Below are 26,998 nucleotides of genomic sequence, written 5' to 3'. Positions count from 1 at the left end.
TAAACAATTATTCGGTTTTGTATTCGGTTGATTTCTCGAACAACTGTGGCTGAGTATGATGAGCTACTTTATAAGCAGGGCGTTTTCTTTCCACAGGCTGCATATTCATAACAAGGGCTTCAAGCATAGGTTTGCGGTTTTTTTCTTTTGCGCCAAGATGATAGAAGTGGTCTCTTGTGATGATATGAAAGTTATGCCAATATTCTTCGATGCGTTTGTTTTCTCGATGTTCGTTGCTATGCCAAGTAGATAGAATAAATTTGGCTTTTGTTCCTGAAAGTAACTCGAAAAGTTTTCGGTCTTTTTCTTCATTCCAAGCGTTAAAATAATCTGTATGTCTGCCTTCGTAGGGAGGGTCGCAGTAGATAAAGTCATTTTTGGTTGCCGAGTTGAAGGTTTTTTCAAAATCTTGGCAACAAAATTCCCATTCATTTAAACTGCATAATTCTTCAACATCTTTAACTTGGTTGACGATTTTTGTAACATAAGCTTTTGAAAAACGTTCTGGTTTATGCCCAAAGGGAACGTTAAAGCCGCCACTGCGATTGAAGCGTATCATGCCATTAAAACAAGACCGGTTTAAGAATAAAAAGTCTAAAGGCTCATGCTTTTCATTAAATCGTTCCCTGACTTCATAATAAAATTCTTTGCCCTTCTCTTTTAGCTTTTCCCCTTCTTCTTTCAGAAAATTTCTGACAATGCCTGCTGTGATTTTTCCAACGTTAATCTCTTGATAAAACTTAATAATGTGAGGGTTGCTATCTGAGAAAATAGCTTTTTTAGGTTTGATATTAAAACCAACCACACCTGACCCCATAAAAGGCTCAATCCATGTGCCACCTTCCTCAAGTTGAACATGTTCTTGAATCCACGGGACAAGTTTTGTTTTTATCCCCTGCGTTTTGATAGGGGGGACGATAATTCTAGCCATTCTTTTTCTTCTTTGGCTTTAATTTTCTGGCTTTAGGGACAACCAAACTTGTATCACCACCCCTATATTCTACAAAATCGGTTAGCGTTGTAATTTTTCTGGTTTTGCCGTCTTTATCTTTTTTCGTGATTTTCCCGTAATTCATCCAATAATCATCGAACCACTCTTCACCCAACTTGCTGAAAACACCTTTTCCAGCAAGTACATCTTCGATTTTAGCAATACTACCAATATTAGCTGTATTGCCGCTTCCGCTTTTATCACTGGCGATGCGCCATTTTTCAGCGACAAAGAATTGAAAATCGCCAATCACAGAGGTAATTGATTGAAGTTCTGACAATCTATGCGTTTGCGTCTCTGCTGAATGTGTACCACTTGTACGAGAATAAATAATGCCAAGACTAAAATGTCCAAGATAATCACCATAAGGGAATTGAACGTTTTTTGTGCTCTGTCGGTTTGTGAAGTATTCCCCATGAGAGCCAAGCGTAAAGCCATTGCAAAAGCCAGGATAATCTTCCAGCCGATACGTTGTTTTTAGATCAACAGCAAACTTAATTGTCTCGTTTCGCTTATTGATAAAAGACAAGTCAGGATAATAGTTTTGATATTCAGGCAAAACAACGGCATAGCCGATTGCCTCAGCAAATGCAATGATTTGTGGAAAAAGATGAATTTCAAGAATCTTGGAAACGACTTTTGTGTCAGAAGAAATTGAGTAGATATTTTTGTAAGTATCAATAAAGCCCTTAATTGTCCATTGCCCATCTTCTGTGGAAATGTGATTTTCCAGTGTTTTTACAAAGGTTTTTAATTCTTGATAAAAATCATTCTTTACTTTGCTCATTAAATTATCCTGTGCGATAAATGAAAAAGGTGAGTGTCTTGAAATTATACTCACCTTTTCATTTCCAAGTTTTACTTCTCAATATAGTACAGCAAATACGGGTCGCGCTTCATCTCGCGCAGGGTAAATTCATAGACTTCATTCGCCTTCATTAGCTTGACATCCGCTTCGCCGATTTTACGACTCTTGATGATCTCCGCTTCTTCGAGCAGGGCACCCATCGGATCGACCATTGTGTGGACGCCCATATCGAGGTCACGGACAAGCATCTGATAGGTATCTACGGTTGTATTGCCATCCCAATCGGTGATATTGCCCGTGAAATCTTTCAGGAAACGGTAATCGACCCCTTCCAACTCTTCAACGTGATGAAAAAAGGTCATACTGTCATTATAAGAAAGACCAATCACCATGATTTTTCCATCCAGTTCACGCAATTTGGCAAATGCAGAATTCGCGCCATAACTGCTTTTATAGCGTAAATTGCCAAAAGTTTCGGCATATTTACCAATCACGGCAAAAGAATAAATGGGGTGAAACACCCGGCTGGCACGTGGATCAAGTCGCACCAGATTGGTCATATATCCCATTTGTGAGGGTGTCAGGCGCACATCCCAACCAACACCTTTGCAAAAATCAAAGTTGAAGGTTGGCATTAACAGTGTGCCATCTTCGCCGAGAGCTTCAAGCAAAGCATCGATCACTGCCTGGGGGCCACCATCCACATCACCCAATGATTTATAGGATGAGTGAACAAGCAGGGTATCCCCTGCTTTAACGCCAAGATTCTGAAAGCCGCTGAGAAGTTGTTTAGAAATTAAGCCCATGCGTTATACCGTTAAGCTACATCATCCAGTTTTTTCTGCACATCAGCAATGACCTGGGCTTTTTCTTGCTCTTCTACTATACCCTTCTCTTTTAATTCAGTTACTTTGGATTTATGTTTATCCAATTCCTTTTCAGTTCCTTTGAGTCGCTTCTTTTCCATGGAGAGCGACACGCTGCGTTTAATGGCTCCCGGCGTCATCAGCAAAACACCGATCAAAAGTCCAAAAGCAAGAGTAACAAGAAGGACTAGTGCCAGCGACTCTGTGAGTTGGAAATTGAGAAATGTAACCGTTACAGATTCTGGGTTCCCAAGCGCAAAAATCACGGCTACTACGGCAAAGGCCAAAGCCAGGATCAAGGTAAAAATCACCAGCAGGTTCTCCTTTTCACTTAAATTGGGCTGTAAGCTCATAGGCTTGCAGCAATTTTTGGAAATTTTTCGACCAATCAGCACGCGCCTCAGCAACTTCCCGAGACTTCGCACCATTCTCATTCAGGGTATCACGCTTGTCGGCAACTCGCAAGATGGCCTTGGTCAGTGCATCCACATCGCCATCAGGAAAGAGCCAGCCGTTCTCCCCTTCAATCACCCATTCTTTATTCGCAGGGATATCCGAGATCAGGCAGGGCAACCCGCAAGCCATCGCCTCCATTAAGGAAACGGATGACCCATCCACATGCGAGGGCGAGATGTAGACATCTGCCATATTATAGTAGCGAGGCAAATCTTTCTGGCTGATATAGCCGCCAAAGTGGACTTGATCCATCACTCCGCCAGAGGTCAGGATGCGCCGCAAGAGGCGATTCTGCGATCCACCCGCCAGCAGGATCAGACTCAAATCTGGCCTGCTCTTTGCAGCCTGGACAAACGCCCGGGCGAGAACATCGACCCCATAACGTGGCTCCCAGGAGCGGTTGCAGAATAAAGTGATCCCTTTTTTATGTTTTTCCGTTACCTCGTTGGGTTTGTAATGGGCAAGGTCTACTCCCCAGGGAAAAACGGTGGTTCTTTCAGAGTTCATCCCATACTGAATGGCTTTATCGCGAGTGACCTGCGCATCGCTGATAAAAAAGGTACTTCTGCGTAAAACAAATTTTGTGACCCGCTCCCACCATTTGTTCCGATAAACATCCTCCATCAAATCGAAGCCCCAGGACATCATCAGGAGCGGGCGGAATCTCGTCAAAACGGCGACCAAACCCACGGTCTGGATCGGCCCGGCGTGCAAAATATCGGGCTGGGTACGCTTGATCACCCGTCGCAGTCCACGCACATAACGAGGCACATCCCGCCAGCGAAAATCGCGCTTTCCGCCCTCCCAGATGACTTGCTCTATCTCTGTCGGGACAATTCGATCTTCGCTCTCATTTTTGCTGCGTTCCAGACGCACAAAATAGACCTGATGCTCCGTCTTCGCCAGTGCGGAAAGAAAGCGGTGGTCGTGCGGGGAATAGCCGAAGGAAAAATACAAAATACGCATTGGATTATCCGCCAAACCTTTCAAGCCATTGATAATATAAGGAAGGATTTTGATTAAGAAAGTTATTCTCATCGCCTGTGAAGCCAATTATAAAACCTGCCAATACAGTAAGCATGGAAACTAATATCCATAATAAAGCAGCAATACGAATCTGAAACTTATTTTGTGCAAAGGTATGCAAATAAGAGCCCATAAAAATAACCGAGAGCACAATTAAAAGAGTGGATATATCAAAAAGATATCTCATCGCCGAATTGATGAAAATCACCAGGATAAATGCCTGGATCAAAAAACATCCAAGCATGGAAAACCTGTACCAGGAAATCTGGTTTTCATGGCCCCCATCTCCAATTTCTGGTACGGAGAGGTCTCCATTGACCAACAACCAAAAATATCTTGCCAAAAATAATAAAGCCAATCCTACGAGCGGAACAATAAATAATATTCCTGCAACCGGTTCAGTATAATAATAATGCTCGGGGATATGAATAAAGTAAGGCCACATATTTTCCTTCACCCAGGGTACTGTCAAAAAAGGAAATTCACGATCCAGCGAAGGTGGGCGAAAGACATATGAATATAAATTTGGAATAATGTAGTTTGCAGAACTTGTATCTTTGTAATTGGGAGGCAGGGAAGACCCGGTCAGTTGATAACGATGCCCAAATTCAAATATTGAGTCAAAGCGATCATAGTTGTACCAAAGCATGAAACAAGCCACCAAGGCAAGCGGCAGAAAAGCTGCAGTAAGCGCAGGTAGGGAAAAATTGATCTTCTTTTGATTGGCAACAAAGATGCGCCAAAAAATAACAATGGCGAGAAATATTACTGACGGGAGTAAATTAATCCTTGTTGCACCTGCCAATCCAAAAGATAGTGAAGCTAAAACGATATGTCCCTTATTCAGCATAGGGGATCGAAATGCTCGAAATAGCGCAAAAAAGCCCATCATTAAAAAACACTGACCACCTACTATAGAAACTTCGTAGAACTTCGGGCGTGTTAATAACCATATCAATGGAATATTCACAGTTGAGGCAATTACGCCACCCCAAAATACCCAGGCAGGATATTTATATTTTCTATGAATATCCCTAAGAAGGAGCACAGAAAATGATGCGATACCAATTACAAATAAAAATACTAATCCGGTATCGGTCACAGGTTTGGATGTTATCGAAGAAACAAGCACCCCAATAACTGCGGGGATTGGGCCCCAATATAAATAATATTTTCCCTTATAAAAGGATGTATCCCATAAATACTCAATCCCATTTCGCTGTTGAAGATCATAGGGATTTTCCAATTGTAGCAATTCAGGGCTGGGTTCAACCAGCAAATGGGTTTGACCCTGTTGGAATGCCTGAGAGAGCTTCCAATAATAATCCTTCCCGGAAGGCCATTTGTCCATACTGCCTATGGTAATGATCCAAATATATATCCAGACAATACAACAACCTAATAAAACCAGTCCGATATTCGTTAGCTTTTGGGAAAACCACTTATATAATCCTGATGTACTTATCCTGACAGCAAAAGATGAATCGCAAATAAAATGAATAATATTTTCGATCTGCGATCTTATCTGCCGTATCAATTTTATTAAAGCTTGAAAAAAGGAGTGTTTTTTTAAGGTGCCTTTTATATCCGCATATCCGTTGTTTATAATCGGCCCAAACCAATAATATGCTCCAAAAAAACTAATCCCAAGACCAAGAACCAACATCTTAAATCGTCCCGTTCCCCAACCAGGGTCATTATCAAACCCAAGTCGAAAAGCAAATATGGAGATTAGAATAATGCCCATACCGCCCAGAATGATCGGTAATCGAATCAGGATTTTACGACTCATTTTTACTGACCCAAATCCGTCCAGCGCAGTTCCTTGCCCAGCGGCATATCGCTCAAGGCCCTGGTTCCAATAATTTTCAGAATCTGATCCGGCTTGATGGCACCCTCGGTTGCGGGGCGGAGCACATCGATCATCTCGCGGGTGAAAATTTCACCAGCTTTGATATCTCGCGCAGCACGCAAACACCGGCGTTGTACAACTTGCGTATCTTGCTCATTGGCAGCAATAGTTTTATCTGCAGAGCCAAGCGCACGTTCCAGCAGGCGGGTTTCACGCACCATATCTGCCCAGGCTTCAGGATTCATGGCAAATTTATGGTCGGGACCTTCGCGATCATTGCTATCGGTAAAATGACGTTCGATCACACGCGCACCCAAGGTCACTGCACCGAGCACCGTTGCATTCCCATGTGTGTGATCTGACAAACCCAAGACTACGTTGGGGAACATATTGGCGTAGGTTTTTAGCACATTCAAATTTATATAATCATAATTATCAGGGCTGGCCGTGTAATTTGTATTGCACTGCATCAGCACCAATTGTTTATTGATCTTCAATATGGCGTGAACCGCTTTTTGTACTTCGCCAATATTTGATGCGCCGGTAGCGATCAAAACTGGTTTGCCCTTGGATGCGATTAACTCCAGAGATTCGATCCAGTCAATTTCACCGGAGCCGATCTTATAAGCGGGCAAATAGGGGTCTATTGCATCGATCGACTCAAAATCGTAAGGTGAAGTGAAATAATGGATGCCAACATCATTGCACTCTTCAACAAGCGTGGGGGTCCAACCAAGCGGGATGGATGCTTCGGAGTAGACTTCAAAAACAGATTTTTTCCATGTCGCCTGATGAGATACCTGTCCCCCGTCCATGGCCTTGAAACCGTAATCTGAGACGATCTTGGGGGCTTGGAAATTCTGAAATTTTGCAGCATCCGCTCCGGCTTCTTTTGCCAGGCGAATGAGCAGCATGGCACGTTCCAGATCACCATCGTGATTCGCGGCGATGTCGGCGATGAAATAAGTTGGGTGGTTTGGGCCGATTAGTCGATCAGCAATTTTGATTTCCATAGCAAGATTTTCTCCTTTCATTACATATCAGGGGCAAACATATTGAGAATGACAAAGAACATCCACATCTTGTTGCGAAATATCATAAATCAAGTAACTATAAGCAATTGTTCCCGTCGGTTCGAAGTTTTCTCGTAACCATTGAAAATCTTCCATTTCTCCAAAAACACCTACTAAATAATTAACCGGGACAATTATTTGCCCAGCACTGATACTGTCTGGGGCATACAAAATATCTGGATGTTTCTCCCTATACTCCGCAAGATAATTTTTACCTTGATCCCAATCAAGATTAGAATCTGCCAAATATTTGTATGCCGTTTTACGATCCCAAACAAACTCGTTGAAGTAAGCCAGGTAGTGTGGATAATACGATAAAACCGAAATAATCAGATAACCACCCAGCACAATAAAGGCTATTTGGCGAGCTTTTGTAAAACCTTTCCAGTTTTTAAAAAGGTGTCCTGAAAAAATATATGCCAAAGGATAAATAACTAAATAATGACGGATGCCAATTTGAGTATTATAGAAGAAATTGAGGTAAATAATAAAGAATAATACAGGCAGTAAAAGAAATACCTCATCATCCCAAAGACGTTCCTGACGTTTTTTATCCTTTACAAAGATAACCAGTGCCAAAAGCAAGAGTATTTGAGTAGCAATAGGAACTTTAAGCAAGGAGGCCACAAAGAAATAACCCTTAAAACCATCCCCATCCCTAAGATTGCCCAATAAATAAATACGACCGTACCCTACACCCATTCGCTCCCTATAACGGACCAGATCAATACCTTCTAAATAAGGGTAGGGCACTGGGACTGGTATATTTCCAAGTCCACTATTTGCTTCCTGGAAAATTTTCAGCTCCTCTGATTGGAAATTGTAATCTTTGAAACGCGTAAAACTACGGTTGAACCAATATCCTAAATTGATCACCATCAAACTGACTATTGAAACAATTCCTATCCAGTATAAAATTTTCCCCAAATACCCGGCCACTTTCCTAATGCTAATAAAAGAGTCAGAAGAAAAGCAATCAAAGAGGACCAGCATAAACAAACAAAGAGGAAATAAATATAATGATGAATACTTGGCAAGCTGGCTTAATCCCAACATAATAGCAAGGATGAACCCTGTACGTGGACTTTTATCCTTTGAAAATTTCCATAGATAATAAAAACAAAATAAAGTCATTCCAACCCCGTATAAATCTGTGGTTACTAGTTGAGAATGCGCAATAATATTCGGGTCAAATATATAGAGCAATAACGAAATAACAGCAGGGATAAATCCATATAAACTTCGAGACCAATAAAAGACCAACCAGGCAACCAAAGCTGAGAAGAAAATTGTCATTAACCGTGCAGTTGAAAATTGATTAAGAAACTCTCTAATCCCTCCAGATGGGAAAAATTTTATATCTTCATCGGGGATGTAATTTGCCATTTTTGCTGGAAAGGCATTAAGAGCACTAAAAGGCATCTTGCTATCATCTACCAATCCCTTTTTATTTACAAGACGGCTTGCATCCCTATTGAGAATTTTGGTCCCATACTTATAATGCTTGCTTTCATCCGCCGTTATCGACAAATTCTTCATGCTTAAATAACTAATCAAAACAAACAACAGGATTAGCATCATTGCTACAAGGTTTTCCCTTTGTTGAATAAAGCCCTTCACCTTCACTCCTGTTGATAACCCCGCAATTTCTGTGGATAACCCTGTTGGTATTGTGTATAAAACTTCGTTAAACCAGTGGAAAATTCGGGGATTACCTGCCCCAAAGCTGTGGAGAGCTTGTGGATAGATAATTTTAAGTTGGGAGAGCGTTTCGCTGCTAAGCCTGATTCAGTGACGGAAATAGGGCGGATTAACCCCTCATCAAAACCAAATTGACGGGCGATGGCACGACCAAACTCATATTTCGTGATCGCCCGTGACCCGACGACGTGATACAGCCCCGAAAGGCTTTTTCCCAGCATCCCGAGCAGGGTATCTGCCAGATCGCCGACAAACAGCGGGCAGAACCAGACATCGTCAAAACCGTTGACCTGTTTCCCTGCATCCAAATTGTTGACAAAATATTCAGATAAAGAACGACTTCCTGAAAGGCTCCAGCCAAAAAAATTGACACGGGCAATAACTGCATCTGGATTCGCTTCCAGGACAACTCGCTCACCATCCAATTTGCTGCGGGCATATACCCCAAGTGGATTTGGCTCATCTTCTTCGGTGTAGATACCCACCTTGGTACCATCGAAAACGGCATCGGTGGAGATATGCAAGAAGCGAATATTTCTGGATAAACAGGCAGATGCCAAATCACCGGGCAGATCAGCATTCAGGCGCTGGACGTTGCCCGGGTCCAGCTCGCAAGCGTCCACATCGGCGTTCGCGGCGCAATGGATAAGGGCATCTGGCTGAGATTCATCCAAAATCCGGGAGACAACATCCGCATCCATTAAATCCGCTTTGAGCAGTTCAAAGGGAACATTGGCTAATTTCTGGCGATCCACACCTATGATTGTATGTTTCACCGCCATTTGGAGGCTAAGATTCAATCCAAGTAAACCGGAGGCACCTGTTACAAGGATGCGCATTATCCCTCGAGTTTTCCTTCGTTGAAGGCTTTTTCAAAGGGGGCGATATACTTTTTCATGCCCTCCAGATCGAGCCATTCGGAATTATTGTCGCTGGTATAGGTAAATCCTTCAGGTAGGGATTTGCCTTTATCCTGCCAGGAGTAGCCAAACCATGAGGCTTCGACAGGCTGAACGACGAACATGGTCTCGAGCTCGACAGAGTGGCGGGCTTCATCTTCCGAAAGGAGATCTTCGTGGAGTTTTTCGCCGGGGCGAATTCCGATAATCTCGATTTCTGCATCGGGAGCGATGGCACGAGCGAGATCAATCACCGTGGTGGATGGGATTTTGGGGACGAAAACTTCGCCGCCTTCCATCTGCTCAATGCAATTGATAACGAAGTTGACTCCCTGCTCAAGCGAGAGCCAGAAACGGGTCATGCGGTCATCGGTGACGGTCAGCTTGCCAGTGGCACGCATTTTCAGGAATAAGGGGACAACCGAGCCACGCGAGCCGACCACATTCCCATAGCGGACGCAGGCGTAACGAGTCGCTTTTCCTGCCGCATAGTTATTGGATTGAACCACCAGCTTTTCGGCGACCAATTTTGTGCCTCCATAAAGGTTTGCGGGGCTGACAGCTTTATCAGTGCTCAGAGAGAGGACTTTGCTGACGCCCGCATCCAACGCGGCTTCAACAACATTGGAGGTACCGATAATATTGGTTTTGATCGCCTCCATCGGATTATATTCGCAGGCGGGAACCTGCTTTAGTGCCGCCGCATGGACGACGATATCCACACCGTGCATGGCGCGCAGCAGGCGGTCGCGGTCACGCACATCGCCAATAAAATAGCGCAGACGCGGATCGTTATAGCCAGCCACGCGCATTTCATGTTGTTTGAGTTCATCCCGGCTGAAGATGATGATCTTTTGCGGGTTTTTCTCTTCAAGCAGGATTTTGGTGAATTTCTTGCCGAAAGAACCGGTTCCGCCGGTGATGAGGATGGTTTTGTTTGTCCAATTCATTATTTGCTCCATTTTTTCACCACAAAGACGCGAAAGGTATAAGGGAAAACTTTGTGTACATTGTGGTAATGCTCTATTTTTCTTTTCTAAATACAACCATCGGATATTGCCCATTGACACCGAAAAAGCGTGGGAAACGCTCCTCCATCCAAAAGGGAAATCGTAATAAGGCATTCCCTCCGAAACGTGGACGGATAAACCAGCGTAAAAAACGTGTGCTGAGACTGCGCCAGACATAGATTTTGATGGGAAATAAATCTTTAAGTTCGTTTTTTAGCCAGGCTGCGTTCATTTTACGGACAAAGGTGCCTGCTTCTCTTTCACCATCAGAGCCTTTTTTCTTCCCATATTGAGAGGGACGTCCGGCCAATAAACGTCCCAGTTGAATGAAGGGTTCGACCAGCTTCATCAAAAATGGGTCACCCCAGCCGTTGACTACAACTGCGCTCTTCCCCGCCCCCAATACGCGATAAAGCTCTCCATAGGCCGCGCGATGCTCGTTCATTGGGAGATGATGAATGGTATGCATGGATACGATCCCATCAAAGGCATCCGACACGAAAGGCAGATTGGCCACATCGGCGACGACGCAGAGACCATGCTCTCCAAGGCGTTTTTTCGCTTCTTGAAGCGCGGTAATCGAAATATCCGCACAGACGCGATAGGTATACCCTTCAGAATAGGTCAGATATTCGGAGTATTGAACCGGACCTGAGCCTGCATCCAGCAGATATTTTCCCGAGGGGAGCAGATGCTGGTTGACTCGCAAGCGTGTCTTGTGAATATATTCGCGCGAAACAGGACGCAGATCCTCGTAGCGGGCGTTTTGATAATTGCCGTCATCTTCCTGCGACCAGCCCACCTGGTTGTAGAATTCACGGACTTGTTGTTTGGTGTTTTTTTCAGTCATATTTATCTCATGCCCTCACCCCGTCCTTGCTTCGCTCGGACTCCCCTCTCCCGCAAGCGGGAGAGGGGTTGGGGGTGAGGGATTAAATTATTCCCAATCTATTAATTCTCCGGCCAAATAGCCGAAGGTCTTTTCAAATTTTGCCAGGCCTTCTTTGGACATCACTTTCTCCATCGGCCAGATTTCTTCGTCTTCCCAAAAATGCTGGACATGCCAGGGATAGGGCTGAGGATATTCAAAAAAGAATCGATAGGCATAGGTCCACGCGGATTCGACATCTTCGCGGCTGGGGGCATAATCTTTCGGAGCTGAGATGACCTTCTCTAAGATTTCAAAATACTGATCCCACGATGAAGGTTCAATTGTGAAACCCTTGCCGCGATAATGGGTCTGTCCGGTGACGATGACGGGGAGTCCGATCATCGCCATTTCCATGCCGACAGTAGTCGTAAATACCAACCCTACGTCGGCGGCGTTGACCAGATCGTATGTGTTGACCTTTGCATCTGCAGGGAGGAGATGGATATTTTCGGGCAGGGTCGGGAATTTCTCTTTCAGGATATCGTAAACTGACAGGCCCCATCCCAGCGCTTCACCGGGGTGGACGCGGATCACAAATTGCACATCCGGGCGTTTCGCAAAAAACTCAATTGTCCGCGCCTGCCAGTCGGTCATGCTATCGCTGAAGGTATGACGTCCCAGCGTCAGACTGTCACCAAGCACATTGGCGGGGAGCAGCACCATGGGGCGATCATCCAGCCCCAAATCGGCGCGGACTTTTGTGCCGCCCTGTGATTCGATATTTTGCCAGCGGCGGGAAAAATTCTCCCATAATCCGCCGCCCTGTCGTGTGGCGAAGAAATCTTTGACACGTATCCATTCTTCGTCGTTGAGCGGCGTATCTTTACGGGCGTTCCACATTCCGGAAGTATCCTGGCGCATTACATCTGCGTTCTGCGCCATCCAGATCCGTTCACTTTGTTCGCCAAATTCATAGGTTGCTACAGGAATATCGAGATAACGGGCAACCTTATAGGTCATGCCGAATTCGAGGATGCTGCCGTTTGGCAAGGCGATCGCATCGAATTTATTCTCCCGGAGAAACGTCAATATAACGAGAGCATGCCGCAGGTCACGTTCGCGCCGCATCGCGTATAGATCGCTTTCCACGTCAATTTCTTCGTGCAGCAAGGAATACTGTGTGTCCCGATACGCGGCAGCGTCCAGTTGTGATTCAATTTCCTCAGGTAATGAATCCCCCACAGGAGCCTCGAGTAACGAAATTGTCTTTACAATCTCGGTGAGTGGTTTCAAGGCAGCTTTCAAATATAAATCCTGACGACGCAGATCAAAGCGGCTGACAGGTTTCTTCCAATGAGCATAGGGCAAATACGCCAAGGTAACCTGATGCCCCAGCGCGGCCAGAGCGAGAGATGTCATCGCGGTATGTTCAACCCAATAGCGCAGCATCGAGAAAACCAGCACACGTTTTCCCGTGGCCGGACGTTGTGCGGCTTTCGTCTGTACTACCCAACGGGGCAATGCTTCTATCAGCCTATCTGCTGAGTACCCGCCAACCGGAGGTTTATTCGACTGCTGTAATAACCAGTAGAGTTCGGCAGTGAAGGGAGGTAATTTTCCCAGTAATTCTTTGATAATAGATTTGTTCATTTTTTATTTACTGTTTTTCATGGAAAGCACAGAAAAAAGTATTTTTAACACAAAGGGTCTCAAAGCTAAAACAAAAGACTAAGTTTTTCCTTTGTGGTAATTTGTGCTCTTTGTGTTTAGCTGTTTTTTCTAGCATTCTATATACCAAATTTAATCAACCTTCTCAATCTTCCAATCCAAACGCGGGCGGATTGTACCGATTCGCGGTTCAGACCAATGCATTCCCGGCGCGCCAGCAGGATCGACGTTAAACTCAAGGGTACGCTCCTCCGCAAAATAGCGACGAATACGGTACGAGCTGGCGTTCACGCCCAAGGTGTAACGCCCTGTATTTAGCATATCGGGGGGAATTACGCAACGGCTTATATATTGCCCGGCCTTGCGCTCGGTATGGGTATTGAACATTTTCGGATCATCGGTATCGAAGGATGTAAATACCGGCTCACCGCGTGCAGAATATAGATAGATTCCAATGCGTAAACCAGTGATCGGCTGATCGAGTTGATATTCAAATTCAAGCGTAAATTCTTCAGTGGATCGGATCGTCTCGACGACGTTTCCGCGATTATCGACTATGCGGATCGCCCGTGGACTGAAAGGTGCTGCCGTGACAGGGATATCTGCCTCGTCCCAAATTTTTTCCCCAGCCCGCGCATGTCCGGCAGAAAGATAATAATCGACTGCTTCAGCGGATGGCGCGCGCATGATCATTTTTCCTTTTTCCAGCACAATCGATTCATCCGTCAGGCGCAAAACAGCAGACATATTATGGCTGACGAAAAGCACCGTCCGACCAGCCTCGGCGACATCATTCATCTTGCCGATACATTTTCTCTGGAACTCGGCATCGCCAACAGCGAGCACCTCATCCACAACAAGGATTTCCGGCTCGAGATGCGCGGCAACGGCAAAGGCCAAACGCAGATACATCCCCGAGGAATAGCGCTTGACAGGGGTGTCGATAAATTTTTCCACCTCTGAAAAGGCGACAATTTCATCAAATTTACGGTCGATCTCAGCGCGGTGCATCCCGAGGATGGCACCGTTAAGATAGAGATTCTCGCGTCCGGTCAATTCGGGGTGGAAACCTGTGCCAACTTCGAGGAGAGATCCCACTCGTCCACGCAATTGCATCATCCCTTCGGTTGGTTCGACAACACGAGAGAGCAATTTGAGCAGGGTGCTTTTCCCTGCGCCGTTATGGCCGATAATACCCAAAACCTGACCCTGCTCCACGTCAAAGGAAATATCCTTGACTGCCCAGATAATATTGTCAGGCTTTTTGGCCTCAAGACGTTTCTGGCGCGAAAAGGTGTTCGCTATCGTATCGCGCAGGGTATTGTAATTTCCACGACTCTGCGGAGCGGTACCAATTTTATATCGTTTCCCAAGATTTTCTACATGTACAGCGATTGTCATAAGATTTATATGTGTAAAAAGTATTTCGTAAGGATGGTGAAAAGTGACGAGTGATGGGTGATTCTTTCACGTGTCACTTTTCACGCATCACATCTAGATCATATCCGCAAAGGTGCGTTCCATACGTCGGAAGAAATAGAGTCCGCTGACGAGGACGATCAGCGCCACAACTGCTGATATAACGACCTGCAAACCGAGGGTCGCGGTCGCATCGCCGAGCATCGCCCAACGAAAAGCCTCGATCACACCCGTCATCGGGTTGAGGGCATAGAGCAATTGCAAATTCTCAGGGATGGATGCAGAGGAATATCCGACCGGCGAGAGAAAGAGCCAGAGCTGGGTCATCATTGGGAGGATATATCCGACATCCCGATAGAGGACATTGAGCGCTGAAAGCCAGAGCCCAACACCAAGGGCAACGATCAGCGTCATCACAACCAGCAGAGGCATCACCAAAATCGCCCAGGTCAGGGTGACTTTATAGTAGATCATCATTCCGATCATCACAAGGAAGGAGATGCCGAAATCGACGACGCCGCTGAGAACCGAAGAGAGAGGAATGACAAGCCGCGGAAAATAGATCTTGGTGATCAGCCCGCGATTGGTGAGCATCGAGCGTCCTGAGCTGGAGAGGGCTTTGGAGAATAGCATCCACGGGAGCAGTGCGGTGTAGCGGAAGATCGGTCCGGGGATACCACCAGTATCCATCTGGGCGAGGTTGCCAAAGATGAATTCCAGCACCAACATGTTGACGATCGGATTGATAACCGCCCAACTGGCGCCCAGCAAGGTCTGCTTGTAGAGGATAAGGATATCGCGCCACGTCAGGAAGGTGATCAACTCACGATAAAGCCAAAGATCACGCAGGTTAAGCGAGATCCAGCCCTTCGGCGGGCGGATGGTGAGCATCTCTTTTTGGGGAGTGGTTGTAGCTAATTCTGTTTTTGTCATATTTTTCTAAACACAACGGACTCAAAGGTTCACAAAGTGAAAAGCAAAACCACTAGAGAATCTTTATGCTCGCCTGTGCCTGAAAGGGTAATGTGTTTAATTTCTTTTTCAAAGACTACTCTCTGTTTTCCTGATACCACTCGATTGTTCGGCGCATGCCTTCTTCAAAGGAGACCTGTGTCTGCCAGCCAAAATATTCTTTTGCACGGCTAACGTCCAAACCTCGGCGTGGTTGTCCGTTGGGTTTCTCAGTGTCGAAAACAAGCTTTCCTTCAAATCCGGTCAGGCGAGTAATCATCTCAGCCAGATCCCTGATCGGGATCTCGTAGCCAGAGCCGAGATTAACAGGTTCGGAATCATTATATTTTTCAGTCGCCACGATTATGCCCTCTGCGGCATCTTCCACGTAAAGGAATTCGCGGGTCGGAGAGCCGTCGCCCCAAACGACCAACTCTTTATCACCGCGCTCCTGTGCTTCGATGGCCTTGCGGATCAGGGCCGGGATGACGTGGGATGTCTCCAGATTGAAATTATCACGCGGGCCGTAAAGATTGACCGGCAAAAGATAGATCGAATTGAAACCATATTGCTGTCGATAAGACTGCGACTGGACAAGGAGCATCTTCTTGGCGAGGCCGTAGGGAGCATTGGTCTCTTCAGGATAGCCGATCCACAGGTCTTCTTCCTTGAAGGGGACTGGGGTAAACTTCGGATATGCGCACACTGTCCCAATCGCGGTGAACTTGCCCACCCCACGCTGCCAGGCCTGGTGGATTAACTCGACGCCCATCATCAGGTTATCGTAAAAGAACTCGGCCGGGCGCTCACGGTTGGCCCCAATCCCGCCGACATTGGCAGCTAAGTGTATGACAACCATATTAGCGGGGTCAATTCCCTCGAGAGTCGTATCATATAGACGAGAGACATCATTACTGTTAGTAAGATCGTATTCCTCGATCAACGGGATATAAATATCTGTCGCGCCGCGCTCCTTTAGCTTTTCAATCACAAAAGAGCCGAGAAAGCCTGCCCCACCGGTCACAACTACCTTTTTTCCTGTCCAAAAGTTTTCCATATGAATCTCCAATTTATAAGCTACCCAGTTCCTCCCGAAGGATACCGGGACGGTGTGTGCGGAAGGCGACTGCTCGTGAGTCTGTAGTCGCCTGTACTCGACAGAGTGAAGGACGGTTTCTTTGCAAAGCCGCTCTTCACCCTATCGGGTACTGCCGACTTCGACTTGCTACCCTTCGTCTCCGCTCAGAGACTGTACTGTTTTTTTCTAAACCGACGTGCAACGCATCTGCTACGCGAAGATGCAATGCACATCTACCTTTTTTTGTTTTTCCTTCGTGTCCCTTCGTGACCTTTGTGTTAAAGGTTTTTTTATTGAACAATAAACCTTGCATTCCGATAACGCCCATCCTGCGGTTTTTTGATCAATCCGCTCTGAAGGGCAAATAAAACCTCACGGACGCCATCGTCTGGGGTCAGGGTCGCTTCAAAGCCAAACTCCCGTTTGATCTTCTCAAAGGAGACGGTAATATCGCGCATATCGCCGCCAAAGGTCAGATCCTTGTAGGTAACGATCGTCTCTGGCAGGCGCTTCAGCACCAGCCCAACGATCTCATCCTTTGTCAAATTGCCCTCATTCGTCCCCAGGTTATAAACCTGACCGCTAATCTTCTCAAGCGGCGCTTCTAACCCCAAAATGATGCCGCGAATTATATCGCGTACGTGGATAAAAGAGCGCGAATAACCACGCTGATAAATGATCAACTCACGCTTGGTGAAAGCTTCCAGGACAAATTGGTTGACGATCAAGTCAAAACGAGTGCGGGGCGAAATCCCGTAGAGCGTTGCAAAACGGAAGATAAGTGGGGCAATATCATTTTGAGCAAGCAAAAATTCTTCTGCTGCGACCTTCGTTTCAGCATAAAGCGACTTGGGATTAAGTGGAGTCGTCTCGTTGACGGGCGCGCCGTCTTTCGCCAGGCCATAATTGCTATACGTGGATGAAAAGACGAATCGCTCCACGCCCAAACCTGCTGATTGCTCGTAAACACTTTCCACAGCCTCGACGTTATATCGCCAGGCCGCCTCGCGACCGATCGCCTGACAGGCCGGAAAGCCAACAATGCCCGCGAGATGAACAAGGGCATCCGCCTGGGGCTGATCGCGTAAAGCGTCGAGGAGGGCGCGTGGTTGGGTCACATCGGCTTTGACGAAGCGAAATTCGGGATGCGCCAGATTTGCCACCAACGATTCGCCGCCAAAGAGCAGCGCGTCGAGGACCGTGACTCTGTATCCAAGCCGAAGCAACTCGGAGGTCAGGAGCGAACCGATATATCCCGCTCCGCCAGTGATAACGATATGATTTGGTTTATCCATTTCTTCATCCAAATTCAAACACGAAGGTCACGAAGAAAGCTCAAAGGAAAAGCCTTTTGTTTTTTCCTTTGAGAACCTTTGTGCTCTTTGTGTTTAATAACAAAATCTTCATCCCACGGATTTCAAGCAGCGGCGCAGATTCATCCTCCACCACTTCGATGCCTTTTTCCAGACAGGTCAGCTTGCAAACCTCGGCGATCTCACCATTGCCACTGATCCGAACTCGGGCGTAGCCTGCTGCGCTGAGGACATCCAATTGCTCCTGCACACGTTGACGGATCCGTCTGTAGAGATTGAAGGATTGCTCAATATAGTCGACAGTCAGCCGGGCGCGCAGGGCGATGCCTTCTGCAGTGATGATATAGCGCAGTTTTTTACGCTCGGCCCGCCTGACCTTGACATAGCCTTTTTCGATCAGGCGTTTAATATGCCAGTTGACCGTCCCGACAGCTACGCCTAGTTGCCTGGCCAGAGAGGCCTGGGTAATATCGGGATCTTGCTCGATCTGCTCGAGCAGGGAGAGTTCGCGTTGGGATTCTGTTTGCATAATTTTATAATTCAGTGGCTGAATTATAACGCAGAAAGGCGGGAGTGCAAGTTGATAAAAGGATAGATCGTAGTGTTTTGCACTATAATAATATGAGTAGAACTCGTTAGACGGCATGCGGCTGGCTGGTTCGACGCCTTCAAGAGAATCTTCACTCGCTCATATTCCCTGCTTCAAAGTCAAGGTAATACGGATGGAAGCTGAATATAGTCACACCCAATTTGGCACTTTGATGTTTGCTGTTTTTTTGGCAACTGGCGGGTTGATTTCGGTTGTCGCCTTAAAAATAATCGCTGAAGGTCGATTGGCAACTGCTATTTTAATAACGTACATTTATCACCTGGGACTGGCCTTGTTCTACTCTTTTACCATTGAGATATCCGAAGGGGAACTCAATTTCTGGTTCGGGATAAGCGTAATTCGGAAATCATATTCACTAAGTGAGATACATTCAGCCCGGGAAGTAGTCAATCCCTGGTATTACTTTTGGGGCGTGAAGTCCATTCCCGGGGGATAGCTCTATGCGATCGCCCCAGGCGCTGCGGTGGAAATCATTCTCAAAAACGGCAACATCATTTGTCTTGGAACCAACCAATCTAAAAGGTTAAAACAGGCGATTGATGCCGCAAAATAACGAATTAGCGATCAATAAGCCAGCCACACAAAACCGAGGTGATTTATGAGAAAGGTAAATACGAGGAAAAAATCCTCACAAAAAATATGTAAAGAATACGAACGACGATGGAGGGATTTCTGTGTCGATAAGAACCTGGAGGATGATTGGCTTGAGAGATTGAATAAACTCAAGGCATTTATTCTCGTTGGGATCTGTGAGGGGCACAGTAATAATCGCCCACAATCTGCAAGGAAATATCCACATATAAATTTTAGACTGAGAAAGTCCCTGCTAAAGGGAATCGCTGGAGATTGGGAGTATCTGAGGGTTGCGATGCTGCAAGAAACAGGAAAGTTGTTTCATAGTGATAATTCGAGTATTCGACTGGAGTTGAGTTTCCGGTTGAGGGCCGGGCAAGGGAAATTTGTATACCACGAGGATCTGAAAATGAAGGTGATGCGTTTTCATGAGCGGAGTACAGAGGAGATGGGAGCAGAAACGCGGGGTTGGTTTGATGGCTTAATTGACCAAATAGAGGAGATAGATCGAGTGGTGTATTGATGGCACACGCAAAGGCAGGATAGCTAGTTTTGTTTGGATGGTTTTATTATTCAGCCGCTGACATATAACGCAGAAAAAGAGGCATGCCAGGAAGATGAATAGCCCCGGACTTATCGTAAGCCTTTTTATCAATATCCCTGTAGGCTTGTGGTCGATTCTCTATCTGATCAACAACGGCATTCTCTCCAGATTCTTATTGAACTATCACATCCTGATCGGTTTGGGATTGAAAGCCTTACTTCCCGTTTTGGGGGTAATCTTATTCAAAAATTATCGAAATAACATAGGAGCATCTCAATGAACCTCACAAGTATTATTCTGATACTGGCTGGCCTCTATGCGGTCATCGGTGCAATTGGAAATTGGGATTGGTTCATGGAAAACAGGAAGGCAATCAGGTGGGTAGAATTGATCGGAAGAAATGGTGCCAGGGTTTTCTATATCCTGTTGGGGACGGTTCTGATTGTCATCGGCACTCTTTTCTCATTAGGAATTATCGGATAAAAACCAGTTAATATCCCCTCACCAATACACAAAAACCCTCCGGGAATTGAAATTTCGGAGGGTTTCTCTTATCGAATGATCGCCAGCTACTTATCGGGCTCAACAACAGCGCTCTGACCATTGATCGGCGAGGCTGGATTCGCCCAGGCTTTATCTGCATTTGCTGGAAGCGTTTTCCCCTCACGAACAGGATTGACCAAATATTTCACCATCACCGCCTGACGTGGCCCCACGCTGGCTCCGATCTCCTCGAGAATGCTCTCGATCCAGGCCTGGTAGGAGCGTACACATATAAAAACCGGTCGGTCGCGGCGATTGGATAAATTCGCCAAAAGGGAAAGCAGCTTTTCGCGTATATCTTCTGTATTTGGATGGATCAATGGGCGTAGAAAAATGCCACGCGGCCCATAAGTCACGTCTATATAAGCCAATAACTCATCTGCCTGGCAGATCATTCCTGAAGAGGAATTGACAAAGGTCTCGATCGGTTGCAGCAAGGGCGGGACGATCTGTCTTTCCAAACTGCCAATGGGGATCAAATCCAGATCCTTTTTCTTTCGCCAGCGTTGGGGAGAATCAGTGGATGAGGCAACCTCGCTCAAATTCCAAATTCGTTGACGACCATAAACAGCAAATCCGCTTTGGCGCAAGGGCTGAAAGAGAAAACTCTCTTCATCGATCTCAGCCAATACCTGATGCGCCTGCCACTTCCCTGCCTGCGCGGCGAGATGCTCAAGCAGGGGGATCGGAGCCTGATTTTCGTATAATAAGTTGGTTGGCGCCAGATAAGTCAGATGGGCAAAGCTCTCCCCTTCTTTTTGGATCACACATCCCAGCATGGCGGGGTCTTCCCCCTCATTGGCAATTCCTGTATAAATTCGCTGTTTGGGGTCAAGATGCGCGAGAAAATTCGCCGCACGCAATGGGTTGCCCCGTGTTAATTCTCGCAGACTATCCAGGGAAATTGCCTCATCCCTATACCTGTGAAGCAAAGGCAGATCGAATAGTTCAAGAGAACGTGGGGGCATTATTCTTCCTTACATCCCCCTTTTCTACAAAAAGGGGGGAAAGAGGGGGGCTATTTCACCAAAGATAAAAAGTACTCATGAAAACGGGTATCTCCGGTCAATTCGGGGTGAAAGGATGTCGCCAGCAGATGGCCCTGTTGTGCAGCCACGATTTTTCCGTCCGGGAGGGATACGAGAATCTCCGTATCTCCATTGACTGACTCAATGATCGGCGCGCGGATAAAAACAGCCTGGAAGGGTTCGTCCGTACCTGAACCTGAGGCTTGCTTCAACGTGGAGATATCCAGAGCGGCGATAAAAGAATCCACCTGGCGCCCAAAGGCATTCCGCTCAACAGTGATATCCATCAATCCCAGCAGAGGCTGGTCGCGGCGGACATCTTTTGAGAGCAGAATCGCACCGGCACAGGTGCCCCAGATAGCGTGGGCAAGCCCAAATTCACGCAAGGGCTCGAGCAGGTCGTAATCGACCATCAGCTTGCCCATCGTGGTCGATTCCCCACCCGGGATGATCAATCCATCCAGATCATCCAATTGCGCAGGCAAACGGATCTCAGCCGTCTCTGCGCCGAGTTTCGATAGCATCACGATATGCTCTGCAAAATCGCCCTGTAAGGCAAGTACCCCAATTTTCATAAGTTGTTGGGGCGGGTCTGAGACCCGCCCTTACGAATAACGATTACCAACCCCGCCCGGCGAGTTTGTCTTCTTCGGGCATGGATGAGATATTGATGCCGACCATCGCTTCACCAAGATTTTTGCTGACCTCGGCAAGAATGCCGGGATCGTTATAGTGGGTGGTCGCCTTGACAATGGCAGCGGCACGTTTGGCCGGATCGCCAGATTTGAAGATACCAGAGCCGACAAAAACACCGTCCACACCAACCTGCATCAACAGGGCTGCGTCTGCGGGAGTGGCGATGCCACCCGCTGCAAAATTGACCACGGGCAGCCGACCAAGTTCACGGGTTTCCATGACGACATCAAAAGGTGCGCCGATCTCTTTGGCGTAAGTCATCACTTCTTCAATGGGCATATTTTGTAAACGGCGAATTTCGCCCAATACGGTGCGGGCATGATAAACAGCCTCAACCACGTCGCCAGTGCCGGCCTCGCCTTTGGTACGGATCATTGCAGCGCCCTCGCCGATGCGACGCAGCGCTTCACCAAGATTGCGGCAGCCACAGACAAAGGGAACTTTGAAATCATGTTTATAAATATGATAGTCTTTATCAGCGGGCGTTAAAACCTCAGACTCATCAATATAGTCAATCCCCAGGGATTCAAGGATTTGTGCCTCTACAAAATGCCCGATCCGGGCTTTCGCCATTACCGGGATGCTGACTGCATCCATAATGCTAAGGATCATATCGGGGTCGCTCATCCGGGCAACACCGCCATCTGCGCGGATATCAGCAGGAACACGTTCCAGCGCCATCACGGCGCAAGCACCTGCATCTTCTGCGATCTTCGCATGTTCGGCGGTAACCACATCCATGATCACGCCACCTTTGAGCATTTGAGCCAATCCCTTTTTTAGAGCAAAAGAACCTGTTTTTTCTTCCATATCAGAACCTCCAATTACCAAAAAAGCTATTTCGATTCTACCACTGAGCGGAGGCTATTTTACACCTCAAACAGAAATCGTGGGAATGGAATTTGGGAGTTCATAAATTGATGTGTGTTTCACAAGCCCCCTCCCAGTCTTCGTGTAGCATATCCGAAGGATGCCCCCAAATTCTAAAAACGGAATTTACCCTAAAGGATGCTTCGCGAGAGGAGGGGCAGAGCAATTCCCCCCATTTTGAAATACAAAAATAGGGGGACAAAGGGGGGCATTATCAAGAATTCTTCGTATTTTAAGTGCTCCCCAAAAATCTGATCTTTCCACAACCAGATAAAATCAGATTACAATCAAGGGAGATTTGGGCCTTCGGAGGACTTATGTTGCTAGATACTAAAAGGATATTTTTCTGGATAGTTTTTATAGGGCTATTTCTTTCTGCCTGTTCCCCTTCAACTGAAGCAACGCCTACCTCTACTCCACTCGTGCCTGCTCCCACTGCTAACGCAGCCACTGCCACGCCCAAGCCCATCCGCGAACTGACAATTTGCCTCGGTCATGAGCCAAACACCCTCTATATTCACGATAATCCCAACCCCGCTGCAATAAGTGTCCTTGAAGCAATTTACGATGGCCCTCTCGATAGCCGCAACTATGATTACCAGCCCGTCAGCCTCCAGAGAGTCCCCTCCCTTGCACAGGATGACGCAAGCATCATCTCTGTCCCGGTTTCCGAGGGAGATTGGGTCATTGATGCCGAAGGAAATTTAATCGAATTGATCGAAGGCATTCGCGTCTATCCTGCGGGCTGTCAAACAACATCCTGCATCATTACCTACAAAAAGGATATGAACCTCGAGATGGATGAGATGGTCGTCAACTTCAGCTTTTTGGGCGATATGCGCTGGGCCGATGGTGCACCTCTCACAGCTGACGATTCTGTGTATGCCTTTGATCTCGCCATCGCCAGCAGGGAGGTAACTTCCGAATATCTCCTTGAGCGAACAGAATCCTACGAAGCCGCCGATCCCAACTCCGTCACCTGGCGGGGATTGCCCGGGTACCGCGATAATAGCTATATGACCAATTTTTGGACCCCAATGCCCTACCATTTCTGGAGCGTATTCACCGCTACCGAGTTGCTTGATGCGGATGTCGCTTCTCGGTTCCCGCTTGGCTGGGGTGCCTACGTGGTGGATGAATGGATACCCGCCGAAGGTATTCGTCTCGTCAAAAACCCCCTTTATTATCGGGCAGATGAGGGCCTCCCCAAGCTGGATGTGATCAACTTTCGTTTTATAGCCAACCAAAATACCGCCATCGCTGCGCTCCTTGATGGCGAATGTGATCTCCTCGATCCCAGCATCCCTCTTGATGGGCAGGTTGCCCTCCTCCAGCAACTCGAAGAGGCTGGACAAATACAATTCTATTCAACTGAAAAGATGTCGATGGAGAGTCTTCACATCGGGATCAACCCCTCCAGCCACGACGACGGAATCATCTCTGGCAACGACCGTCCCAAGCTCCTCAGCGATCCCAAAACAAGACAGGCGCTCGCTTATTGCCTCGATCGCCAGGCAGTTGTAGATACGGTTCTGCACGGTCTTGCCACCGTCCCCGATAACTATATCCCCAACGAGCATCCGCTGGTTACAGCGGATCACAATCTCTATTCATTTGATCTCAATGAGGGGACCAATCTGCTTAATGAAATCGGTTGGAAAGACCTTGACAATGACCCATCCACCCCGCGTACGGCCCTTAACGTAACCGACGTACCGACAGGTACACGCCTTGAACTGGATTATCTGACAACCACTTCCATCCAACGCAGACAAGTCAGTGAAATCCTCGCCGGCTCCCTGCAACAATGTGGGATTGGCGTCAATTTGCATTTCCTCGCCCCAGAAGAATTCTACGCAGCTGGACCAGATGGGCTCCTCTTTGGCCGTCAATTCGACCTTGCACAATTTGCAATGGGTACTGAAGGCAATATCCCACACTGTGATTGGTTCAGCACAGCATCCATCCCCAATCCGGCAAATGGCTGGCGCGGTGAAAATATCAGTGGCTTCAGCAATGAGGCCTATGATAAAGCCTGCGATCAAGCCTCTTTTAGCTTGCCCGATGAGCCTCTCTTCAGGGAAAATTATCAGGATACCTTCGTCATCTATGCCGAGGAGCTTCCTGCCATCCCTCTTTATCCTTATCTTCGCGTCGCCGCTTCCCGCCCCGATCTATGCGGTTTTTCTCTGGATGCCACCGTGGCAAGCCCCCTCTGGAATATTGAAGAATTTGATTATGGAAATTGCGCACAATAGCGCCCTCACCCCCAACCCCTCTCCCGCGCGCGGGAGAGGGGAGTCCGAGCGAAGCAAGGACGGGGTGAGGGCAAAAAAGCGGTATAATCCCAAGCCGAAACTATGAGACGAAAAGCAAAATCACCTGAAGACCTGACCATAGGAGAACTCCGTCGCTTATTGATGGAAAAGCGGCGTAACGTGCGTCAGGATAGACTTGAGCATTATCGTCGAACGGGACGGGTAGTTCAGCTTGCCTCGAATCAACCTGCCGAGTTGGATATTAATCCCGTTATCGAAACATCTGAAGAGGAACTTGCCCCCGTCACTGAGAAATCTGCCCGAAAAAGTTGGGCTGATCGTCTCCTTCTTGCTGTTGAAGTGATCGCTGTACTTGGGTTGATCGGAATTATCCTGAGCGGATTCGGCATTCTGCGTGATCTGAACGCCGAATTTGCCTCCGCGCTCGAACAGCCAACGATGGCGCCAACTCCGCTTGTGATGGCAGTGGTACTCCCCTCGGGGCATACTCCTCCAGACACAAACGGGAACACGCGTCCCAACGAAGCAGAGATCCCGGATCATCTCCGCCCGATGGTGCAGTCGCTCAAAGATCTGCCCATCCCACCCTCCAGCCCGGAGCAAGCCATCCGCATCCAGATCCCTGCCCTCAACGTGGATGCACCGATCGTGCAGGGCGATGGCTGGGAGCAGTTGAAGAAGGGCGTAGCTCAACACTTGGGTTCAGCCAATCCTGGGGAGACCGGGAATATGGTCTTATCCGGGCATAATGATGTTTATGGAGAGATATTCCGCTATCTTGATCAATTACAGCCCGGCGATGAAATTTCCGTTTTCACGCAGAAGCGCCAATATATCTATGAGGTCAGCGGAACAGTGATCGTCGAGCCGACACAGGTCGAGGTGATGGCTGCAACCAGCAATCCGACCACAACTTTGATTTCTTGCTACCCTTATCTGATAGATACCCAACGAATCGCTGTCTTTGCAAACTTAATAAATTAACAGGAGTAGAAAATGGCTAAAAAAAGCAACCGTAAAACAAATGGAAGAAAACCGATCAATTCTGTCCGCCCCTCACGCACCGCAGCAGAATTCAACCCGGATTACACAGAAATCAAGAATGATCTAAAGAGGATCGGTCTTTTGGCGGGCATGTTCCTGGCAGTGTTGATCGTATTATCCTTCATCCTTTAGCAAAGATTTGATAAAAAATTGTTGTCCGAGAATATAGATGACTAAAAACACTTTTGACATCATCATCCTGATCGGGCGCCCGGCCTCAGGAAAAAGTGAGATCATAAACTATCTGAGGCGCAGTACTGACGAAAACCGTCACAATCGGTTTCATATTGGCAAACTGGATTTTCTGGATGATTTCCCGATGCTCTGGGCATGGTTTGAAGAAGACCATATCCTGGAAAATATTCTTGGACAACCACGCCTGCATACTGATTCAGAAGGGTTCTTCAAACATAAGTATCTCTGGCATTTGCTGATCGAACGTTTTAATGTTGAGGTTCCCAAACGCATGCGCATAGAAAATTATCACGACGAACATACGCTGATCATCGAATTCTCGCGCGGCAGCGAACATGGTGGCTATACCGAGGCCCTTCCGCATCTTGATGAGAGCATCCTTGAGCGCGCCGCGATCGTTTATGTGAGCGTACCTTTCGAAGAATCCTTGCGCAAGAATAGGCGTCGCTTCAATCCTGAAAGACCGGATAGCATCCTCGAGCATGGTCTCCCTGATGATAAGCTGGAGCTTCTCTATAAAGATGATGACTGGGCTGAGTTCAGCAAGCCCAATGCCGAATTCGTTAATATCCGAGGCATGGATGTTCCTTATGCAGTATTCGAGAACGAAGACGATGTAACCACCGACACCCCC

At 47.1% G+C, this 26,998-nt stretch carries 28 protein-coding genes; 8 read left to right on the top strand and 20 right to left on the bottom strand.

What is annotated here, in order from left to right:
* Nucleotides 1-7: 7 nt before the first annotated feature.
* The 17 genes from AC3DOM_RS00530 to AC3DOM_RS00450 all read right to left on the bottom strand — a co-directional run bounded on the left by AC3DOM_RS00530 (nt 8) and on the right by AC3DOM_RS00450 (nt 18,511).
* Nucleotides 8-931, bottom strand: a complete 924-nt coding sequence (locus tag AC3DOM_RS00530) for a DNA adenine methylase (protein ID WP_487917064.1) — start codon at nt 929-931, stop codon at nt 8-10.
* Complete coding sequence (locus AC3DOM_RS00525; protein ID WP_487917063.1) at nt 924-1,778, bottom strand: type II restriction endonuclease; 855 nt, start codon at nt 1,776-1,778, stop codon at nt 924-926. Before AC3DOM_RS00525 ends, AC3DOM_RS00530 begins: the two co-directional genes overlap by 8 nt.
* 71 nt (nt 1,779-1,849) lie before the next feature.
* Complete coding sequence (locus AC3DOM_RS00520; protein WP_487917062.1) at nt 1,850-2,605, bottom strand: AAC(3) family N-acetyltransferase; 756 nt, start codon at nt 2,603-2,605, stop codon at nt 1,850-1,852.
* 11 nt (nt 2,606-2,616) lie between these two features.
* Complete coding sequence (locus tag AC3DOM_RS00515) at nt 2,617-3,018, bottom strand: lipopolysaccharide assembly protein LapA domain-containing protein (RefSeq protein ID WP_487917061.1); 402 nt, start codon at nt 3,016-3,018, stop codon at nt 2,617-2,619.
* Nucleotides 2,993-4,087, bottom strand: coding sequence for a glycosyltransferase family 4 protein (locus tag AC3DOM_RS00510; protein ID WP_487917060.1), 1,095 nt, complete (start codon nt 4,085-4,087; stop codon nt 2,993-2,995). Before AC3DOM_RS00510 ends, AC3DOM_RS00515 begins: the two co-directional genes overlap by 26 nt.
* A gap of 4 nt (nt 4,088-4,091) precedes the next feature.
* Complete coding sequence (locus AC3DOM_RS00505) at nt 4,092-5,939, bottom strand: hypothetical protein (RefSeq protein WP_487917059.1); 1,848 nt, start codon at nt 5,937-5,939, stop codon at nt 4,092-4,094.
* 2 nt (nt 5,940-5,941) lie between these two features.
* Complete coding sequence (locus AC3DOM_RS00500) at nt 5,942-7,012, bottom strand: N-acetylneuraminate synthase family protein (RefSeq protein WP_487917058.1); 1,071 nt, start codon at nt 7,010-7,012, stop codon at nt 5,942-5,944.
* Between the two features lie 27 nt (nt 7,013-7,039).
* The gene (locus AC3DOM_RS00495; protein WP_487917057.1) at nt 7,040-8,692 is read right to left on the bottom strand and encodes an ArnT family glycosyltransferase; all 1,653 of its coding nucleotides are present in this window, start codon (nt 8,690-8,692) and stop codon (nt 7,040-7,042) included.
* 2 nt (nt 8,693-8,694) lie between these two features.
* Nucleotides 8,695-9,612, bottom strand: coding sequence for an SDR family oxidoreductase (locus AC3DOM_RS00490; RefSeq protein ID WP_487917056.1), 918 nt, complete (start codon nt 9,610-9,612; stop codon nt 8,695-8,697).
* Nucleotides 9,612-10,622 carry a UDP-N-acetylglucosamine 4,6-dehydratase (inverting) gene (gene pseB / locus AC3DOM_RS00485; protein ID WP_487917055.1) on the bottom strand — a complete coding sequence of 337 codons (1,011 nt, stop codon included), beginning with the start codon at nt 10,620-10,622 and terminating at the stop codon, nt 9,612-9,614. The genes AC3DOM_RS00490 and pseB overlap by 1 nt, the downstream gene beginning before the upstream one ends.
* 73 nt (nt 10,623-10,695) lie before the next feature.
* Nucleotides 10,696-11,532: a class I SAM-dependent methyltransferase gene (locus tag AC3DOM_RS00480; protein WP_487917054.1), complete on the bottom strand. Its 837-nt coding sequence runs from the start codon at nt 11,530-11,532 to the stop codon at nt 10,696-10,698.
* Between the two features lie 87 nt (nt 11,533-11,619).
* Nucleotides 11,620-13,203, bottom strand: coding sequence for a hypothetical protein (locus tag AC3DOM_RS00475; RefSeq protein ID WP_487917053.1), 1,584 nt, complete (start codon nt 13,201-13,203; stop codon nt 11,620-11,622).
* A 150-nt stretch (nt 13,204-13,353) separates the two neighbouring features.
* On the bottom strand, nt 13,354-14,622 hold the full coding sequence (locus tag AC3DOM_RS00470) for an ABC transporter ATP-binding protein (protein ID WP_487917052.1): 1,269 nt from the start codon (nt 14,620-14,622) through the stop codon (nt 13,354-13,356).
* Nucleotides 14,623-14,715: 93 nt separating this feature from the next.
* On the bottom strand, nt 14,716-15,573 hold the full coding sequence (locus AC3DOM_RS00465; RefSeq protein ID WP_487917051.1) for an ABC transporter permease: 858 nt from the start codon (nt 15,571-15,573) through the stop codon (nt 14,716-14,718).
* A 115-nt stretch (nt 15,574-15,688) separates the two neighbouring features.
* Nucleotides 15,689-16,648 carry a GDP-L-fucose synthase family protein gene (locus AC3DOM_RS00460; RefSeq protein ID WP_487917050.1) on the bottom strand — a complete coding sequence of 320 codons (960 nt, stop codon included), beginning with the start codon at nt 16,646-16,648 and terminating at the stop codon, nt 15,689-15,691.
* A gap of 311 nt (nt 16,649-16,959) precedes the next feature.
* On the bottom strand, nt 16,960-17,964 hold the full coding sequence (locus tag AC3DOM_RS00455) for an NAD-dependent epimerase/dehydratase family protein (RefSeq protein ID WP_487917049.1): 1,005 nt from the start codon (nt 17,962-17,964) through the stop codon (nt 16,960-16,962).
* 40 nt (nt 17,965-18,004) lie between these two features.
* Entirely contained in the window at nt 18,005-18,511 is a 507-nt protein-coding gene (locus AC3DOM_RS00450) for a winged helix-turn-helix transcriptional regulator (protein WP_487917048.1), read from the bottom strand.
* Nucleotides 18,512-18,704: 193 nt separating this feature from the next.
* On the opposite strand from AC3DOM_RS00450, the gene AC3DOM_RS00445 reads away from it, so the two are divergent.
* The 4 genes from AC3DOM_RS00445 (at nt 18,705) to AC3DOM_RS00430 (ending at nt 20,192) form a co-directional block, all read left to right on the top strand.
* Entirely contained in the window at nt 18,705-19,028 is a 324-nt protein-coding gene (locus tag AC3DOM_RS00445) for a hypothetical protein (RefSeq protein ID WP_487917047.1), read from the top strand.
* Between the two features lie 432 nt (nt 19,029-19,460).
* Nucleotides 19,461-19,688 carry a hypothetical protein gene (locus tag AC3DOM_RS00440; protein WP_487917046.1) on the top strand — a complete coding sequence of 76 codons (228 nt, stop codon included), beginning with the start codon at nt 19,461-19,463 and terminating at the stop codon, nt 19,686-19,688.
* Between the two features lie 94 nt (nt 19,689-19,782).
* Nucleotides 19,783-19,989 (top strand): hypothetical protein, encoded by a 207-nt coding sequence (locus AC3DOM_RS00435; RefSeq protein ID WP_487917045.1) that lies wholly within the window; start codon nt 19,783-19,785, stop codon nt 19,987-19,989.
* On the top strand, nt 19,986-20,192 hold the full coding sequence (locus AC3DOM_RS00430; RefSeq protein WP_487917044.1) for an immunity 17 family protein: 207 nt from the start codon (nt 19,986-19,988) through the stop codon (nt 20,190-20,192). Before AC3DOM_RS00435 ends, AC3DOM_RS00430 begins: the two co-directional genes overlap by 4 nt.
* A gap of 86 nt (nt 20,193-20,278) precedes the next feature.
* On the opposite strand, the gene AC3DOM_RS00425 is transcribed toward AC3DOM_RS00430, so the two are convergent.
* From AC3DOM_RS00425 to pdxS, 3 genes are read right to left on the bottom strand one after another with little or no spacing between them, the layout of a single operon-like run.
* Nucleotides 20,279-21,220: a hypothetical protein gene (locus tag AC3DOM_RS00425; protein WP_487917043.1), complete on the bottom strand. Its 942-nt coding sequence runs from the start codon at nt 21,218-21,220 to the stop codon at nt 20,279-20,281.
* A 50-nt stretch (nt 21,221-21,270) separates the two neighbouring features.
* On the bottom strand, nt 21,271-21,855 hold the full coding sequence (pdxT, locus tag AC3DOM_RS00420; protein WP_487917042.1) for a pyridoxal 5'-phosphate synthase glutaminase subunit PdxT: 585 nt from the start codon (nt 21,853-21,855) through the stop codon (nt 21,271-21,273).
* Between the two features lie 43 nt (nt 21,856-21,898).
* Nucleotides 21,899-22,786 carry a pyridoxal 5'-phosphate synthase lyase subunit PdxS gene (gene pdxS / locus AC3DOM_RS00415; protein WP_487917041.1) on the bottom strand — a complete coding sequence of 296 codons (888 nt, stop codon included), beginning with the start codon at nt 22,784-22,786 and terminating at the stop codon, nt 21,899-21,901.
* 377 nt (nt 22,787-23,163) lie between these two features.
* Between pdxS and AC3DOM_RS00410 the strand changes: the two genes are divergently transcribed.
* From AC3DOM_RS00410 to AC3DOM_RS00395, 4 genes are all read left to right on the top strand, one after another.
* Entirely contained in the window at nt 23,164-25,104 is a 1,941-nt protein-coding gene (locus tag AC3DOM_RS00410) for an ABC transporter substrate-binding protein (protein ID WP_487917040.1), read from the top strand.
* A 102-nt stretch (nt 25,105-25,206) separates the two neighbouring features.
* Nucleotides 25,207-26,109 carry a sortase gene (locus tag AC3DOM_RS00405; RefSeq protein ID WP_487917039.1) on the top strand — a complete coding sequence of 301 codons (903 nt, stop codon included), beginning with the start codon at nt 25,207-25,209 and terminating at the stop codon, nt 26,107-26,109.
* A 12-nt stretch (nt 26,110-26,121) separates the two neighbouring features.
* Nucleotides 26,122-26,301, top strand: a complete 180-nt coding sequence (locus AC3DOM_RS00400) for a hypothetical protein (protein ID WP_487917038.1) — start codon at nt 26,122-26,124, stop codon at nt 26,299-26,301.
* A 37-nt stretch (nt 26,302-26,338) separates the two neighbouring features.
* On the top strand, nt 26,339-26,998 hold a 660-nt coding region (locus AC3DOM_RS00395; RefSeq protein ID WP_487917037.1), incomplete at its 3' end, for a hypothetical protein.

It is taken from the genome of Candidatus Desulfolinea nitratireducens, assembly GCF_982879505.1.
This window is presented reverse-complemented; position numbering and strand designations above follow the sequence as displayed.

Bases quoted from the DNA above. Each gene is read 5' to 3' on its own strand.
- AC3DOM_RS00505 (WP_487917059.1), bottom strand. From the start codon at position 5,939: ATGAGTCGTAAAATCCTGATTCGATTACCGATCATTCTGGGCGGTATG.
- AC3DOM_RS00475 (WP_487917053.1), bottom strand. From the start codon at position 13,203: ATGAACAAATCTATTATCAAAGAATTACTGGGAAAATTACCTCCCTTC.
- AC3DOM_RS00515 (WP_487917061.1), bottom strand. From the start codon at position 3,018: ATGAGCTTACAGCCCAATTTAAGTGAAAAGGAGAACCTGCTGGTGATT.
- AC3DOM_RS00450 (WP_487917048.1), bottom strand. From the start codon at position 18,511: ATGCAAACAGAATCCCAACGCGAACTCTCCCTGCTCGAGCAGATCGAG.
- AC3DOM_RS00470 (WP_487917052.1), bottom strand. From the start codon at position 14,622: ATGACAATCGCTGTACATGTAGAAAATCTTGGGAAACGATATAAAATT.
- AC3DOM_RS00480 (WP_487917054.1), bottom strand. From the start codon at position 11,532: ATGACTGAAAAAAACACCAAACAACAAGTCCGTGAATTCTACAACCAG.
- AC3DOM_RS00530 (WP_487917064.1), bottom strand. From the start codon at position 931: ATGGCTAGAATTATCGTCCCCCCTATCAAAACGCAGGGGATAAAAACA.
- AC3DOM_RS00520 (WP_487917062.1), bottom strand. From the start codon at position 2,605: ATGGGCTTAATTTCTAAACAACTTCTCAGCGGCTTTCAGAATCTTGGC.
- AC3DOM_RS00455 (WP_487917049.1), bottom strand. From the start codon at position 17,964: ATGGATAAACCAAATCATATCGTTATCACTGGCGGAGCGGGATATATC.
- AC3DOM_RS00405 (WP_487917039.1), top strand. From the start codon at position 25,207: ATGAGACGAAAAGCAAAATCACCTGAAGACCTGACCATAGGAGAACTC.
- AC3DOM_RS00445 (WP_487917047.1), top strand. From the start codon at position 18,705: ATGGAAGCTGAATATAGTCACACCCAATTTGGCACTTTGATGTTTGCT.
- AC3DOM_RS00400 (WP_487917038.1), top strand. From the start codon at position 26,122: ATGGCTAAAAAAAGCAACCGTAAAACAAATGGAAGAAAACCGATCAAT.
- pdxT (WP_487917042.1), bottom strand. From the start codon at position 21,855: ATGAAAATTGGGGTACTTGCCTTACAGGGCGATTTTGCAGAGCATATC.
- AC3DOM_RS00490 (WP_487917056.1), bottom strand. From the start codon at position 9,612: ATGCGCATCCTTGTAACAGGTGCCTCCGGTTTACTTGGATTGAATCTT.
- pseB (WP_487917055.1), bottom strand. From the start codon at position 10,622: ATGAATTGGACAAACAAAACCATCCTCATCACCGGCGGAACCGGTTCT.
- AC3DOM_RS00425 (WP_487917043.1), bottom strand. From the start codon at position 21,220: ATGCCCCCACGTTCTCTTGAACTATTCGATCTGCCTTTGCTTCACAGG.
- AC3DOM_RS00500 (WP_487917058.1), bottom strand. From the start codon at position 7,012: ATGGAAATCAAAATTGCTGATCGACTAATCGGCCCAAACCACCCAACT.
- AC3DOM_RS00525 (WP_487917063.1), bottom strand. From the start codon at position 1,778: ATGAGCAAAGTAAAGAATGATTTTTATCAAGAATTAAAAACCTTTGTA.
- AC3DOM_RS00410 (WP_487917040.1), top strand. From the start codon at position 23,164: ATGTTGCTAGATACTAAAAGGATATTTTTCTGGATAGTTTTTATAGGG.
- AC3DOM_RS00510 (WP_487917060.1), bottom strand. From the start codon at position 4,087: ATGCGTATTTTGTATTTTTCCTTCGGCTATTCCCCGCACGACCACCGC.
- AC3DOM_RS00465 (WP_487917051.1), bottom strand. From the start codon at position 15,573: ATGACAAAAACAGAATTAGCTACAACCACTCCCCAAAAAGAGATGCTC.
- AC3DOM_RS00435 (WP_487917045.1), top strand. From the start codon at position 19,783: ATGAATAGCCCCGGACTTATCGTAAGCCTTTTTATCAATATCCCTGTA.
- AC3DOM_RS00440 (WP_487917046.1), top strand. From the start codon at position 19,461: ATGCTGCAAGAAACAGGAAAGTTGTTTCATAGTGATAATTCGAGTATT.
- AC3DOM_RS00460 (WP_487917050.1), bottom strand. From the start codon at position 16,648: ATGGAAAACTTTTGGACAGGAAAAAAGGTAGTTGTGACCGGTGGGGCA.
- AC3DOM_RS00430 (WP_487917044.1), top strand. From the start codon at position 19,986: ATGAACCTCACAAGTATTATTCTGATACTGGCTGGCCTCTATGCGGTC.
- pdxS (WP_487917041.1), bottom strand. From the start codon at position 22,786: ATGGAAGAAAAAACAGGTTCTTTTGCTCTAAAAAAGGGATTGGCTCAA.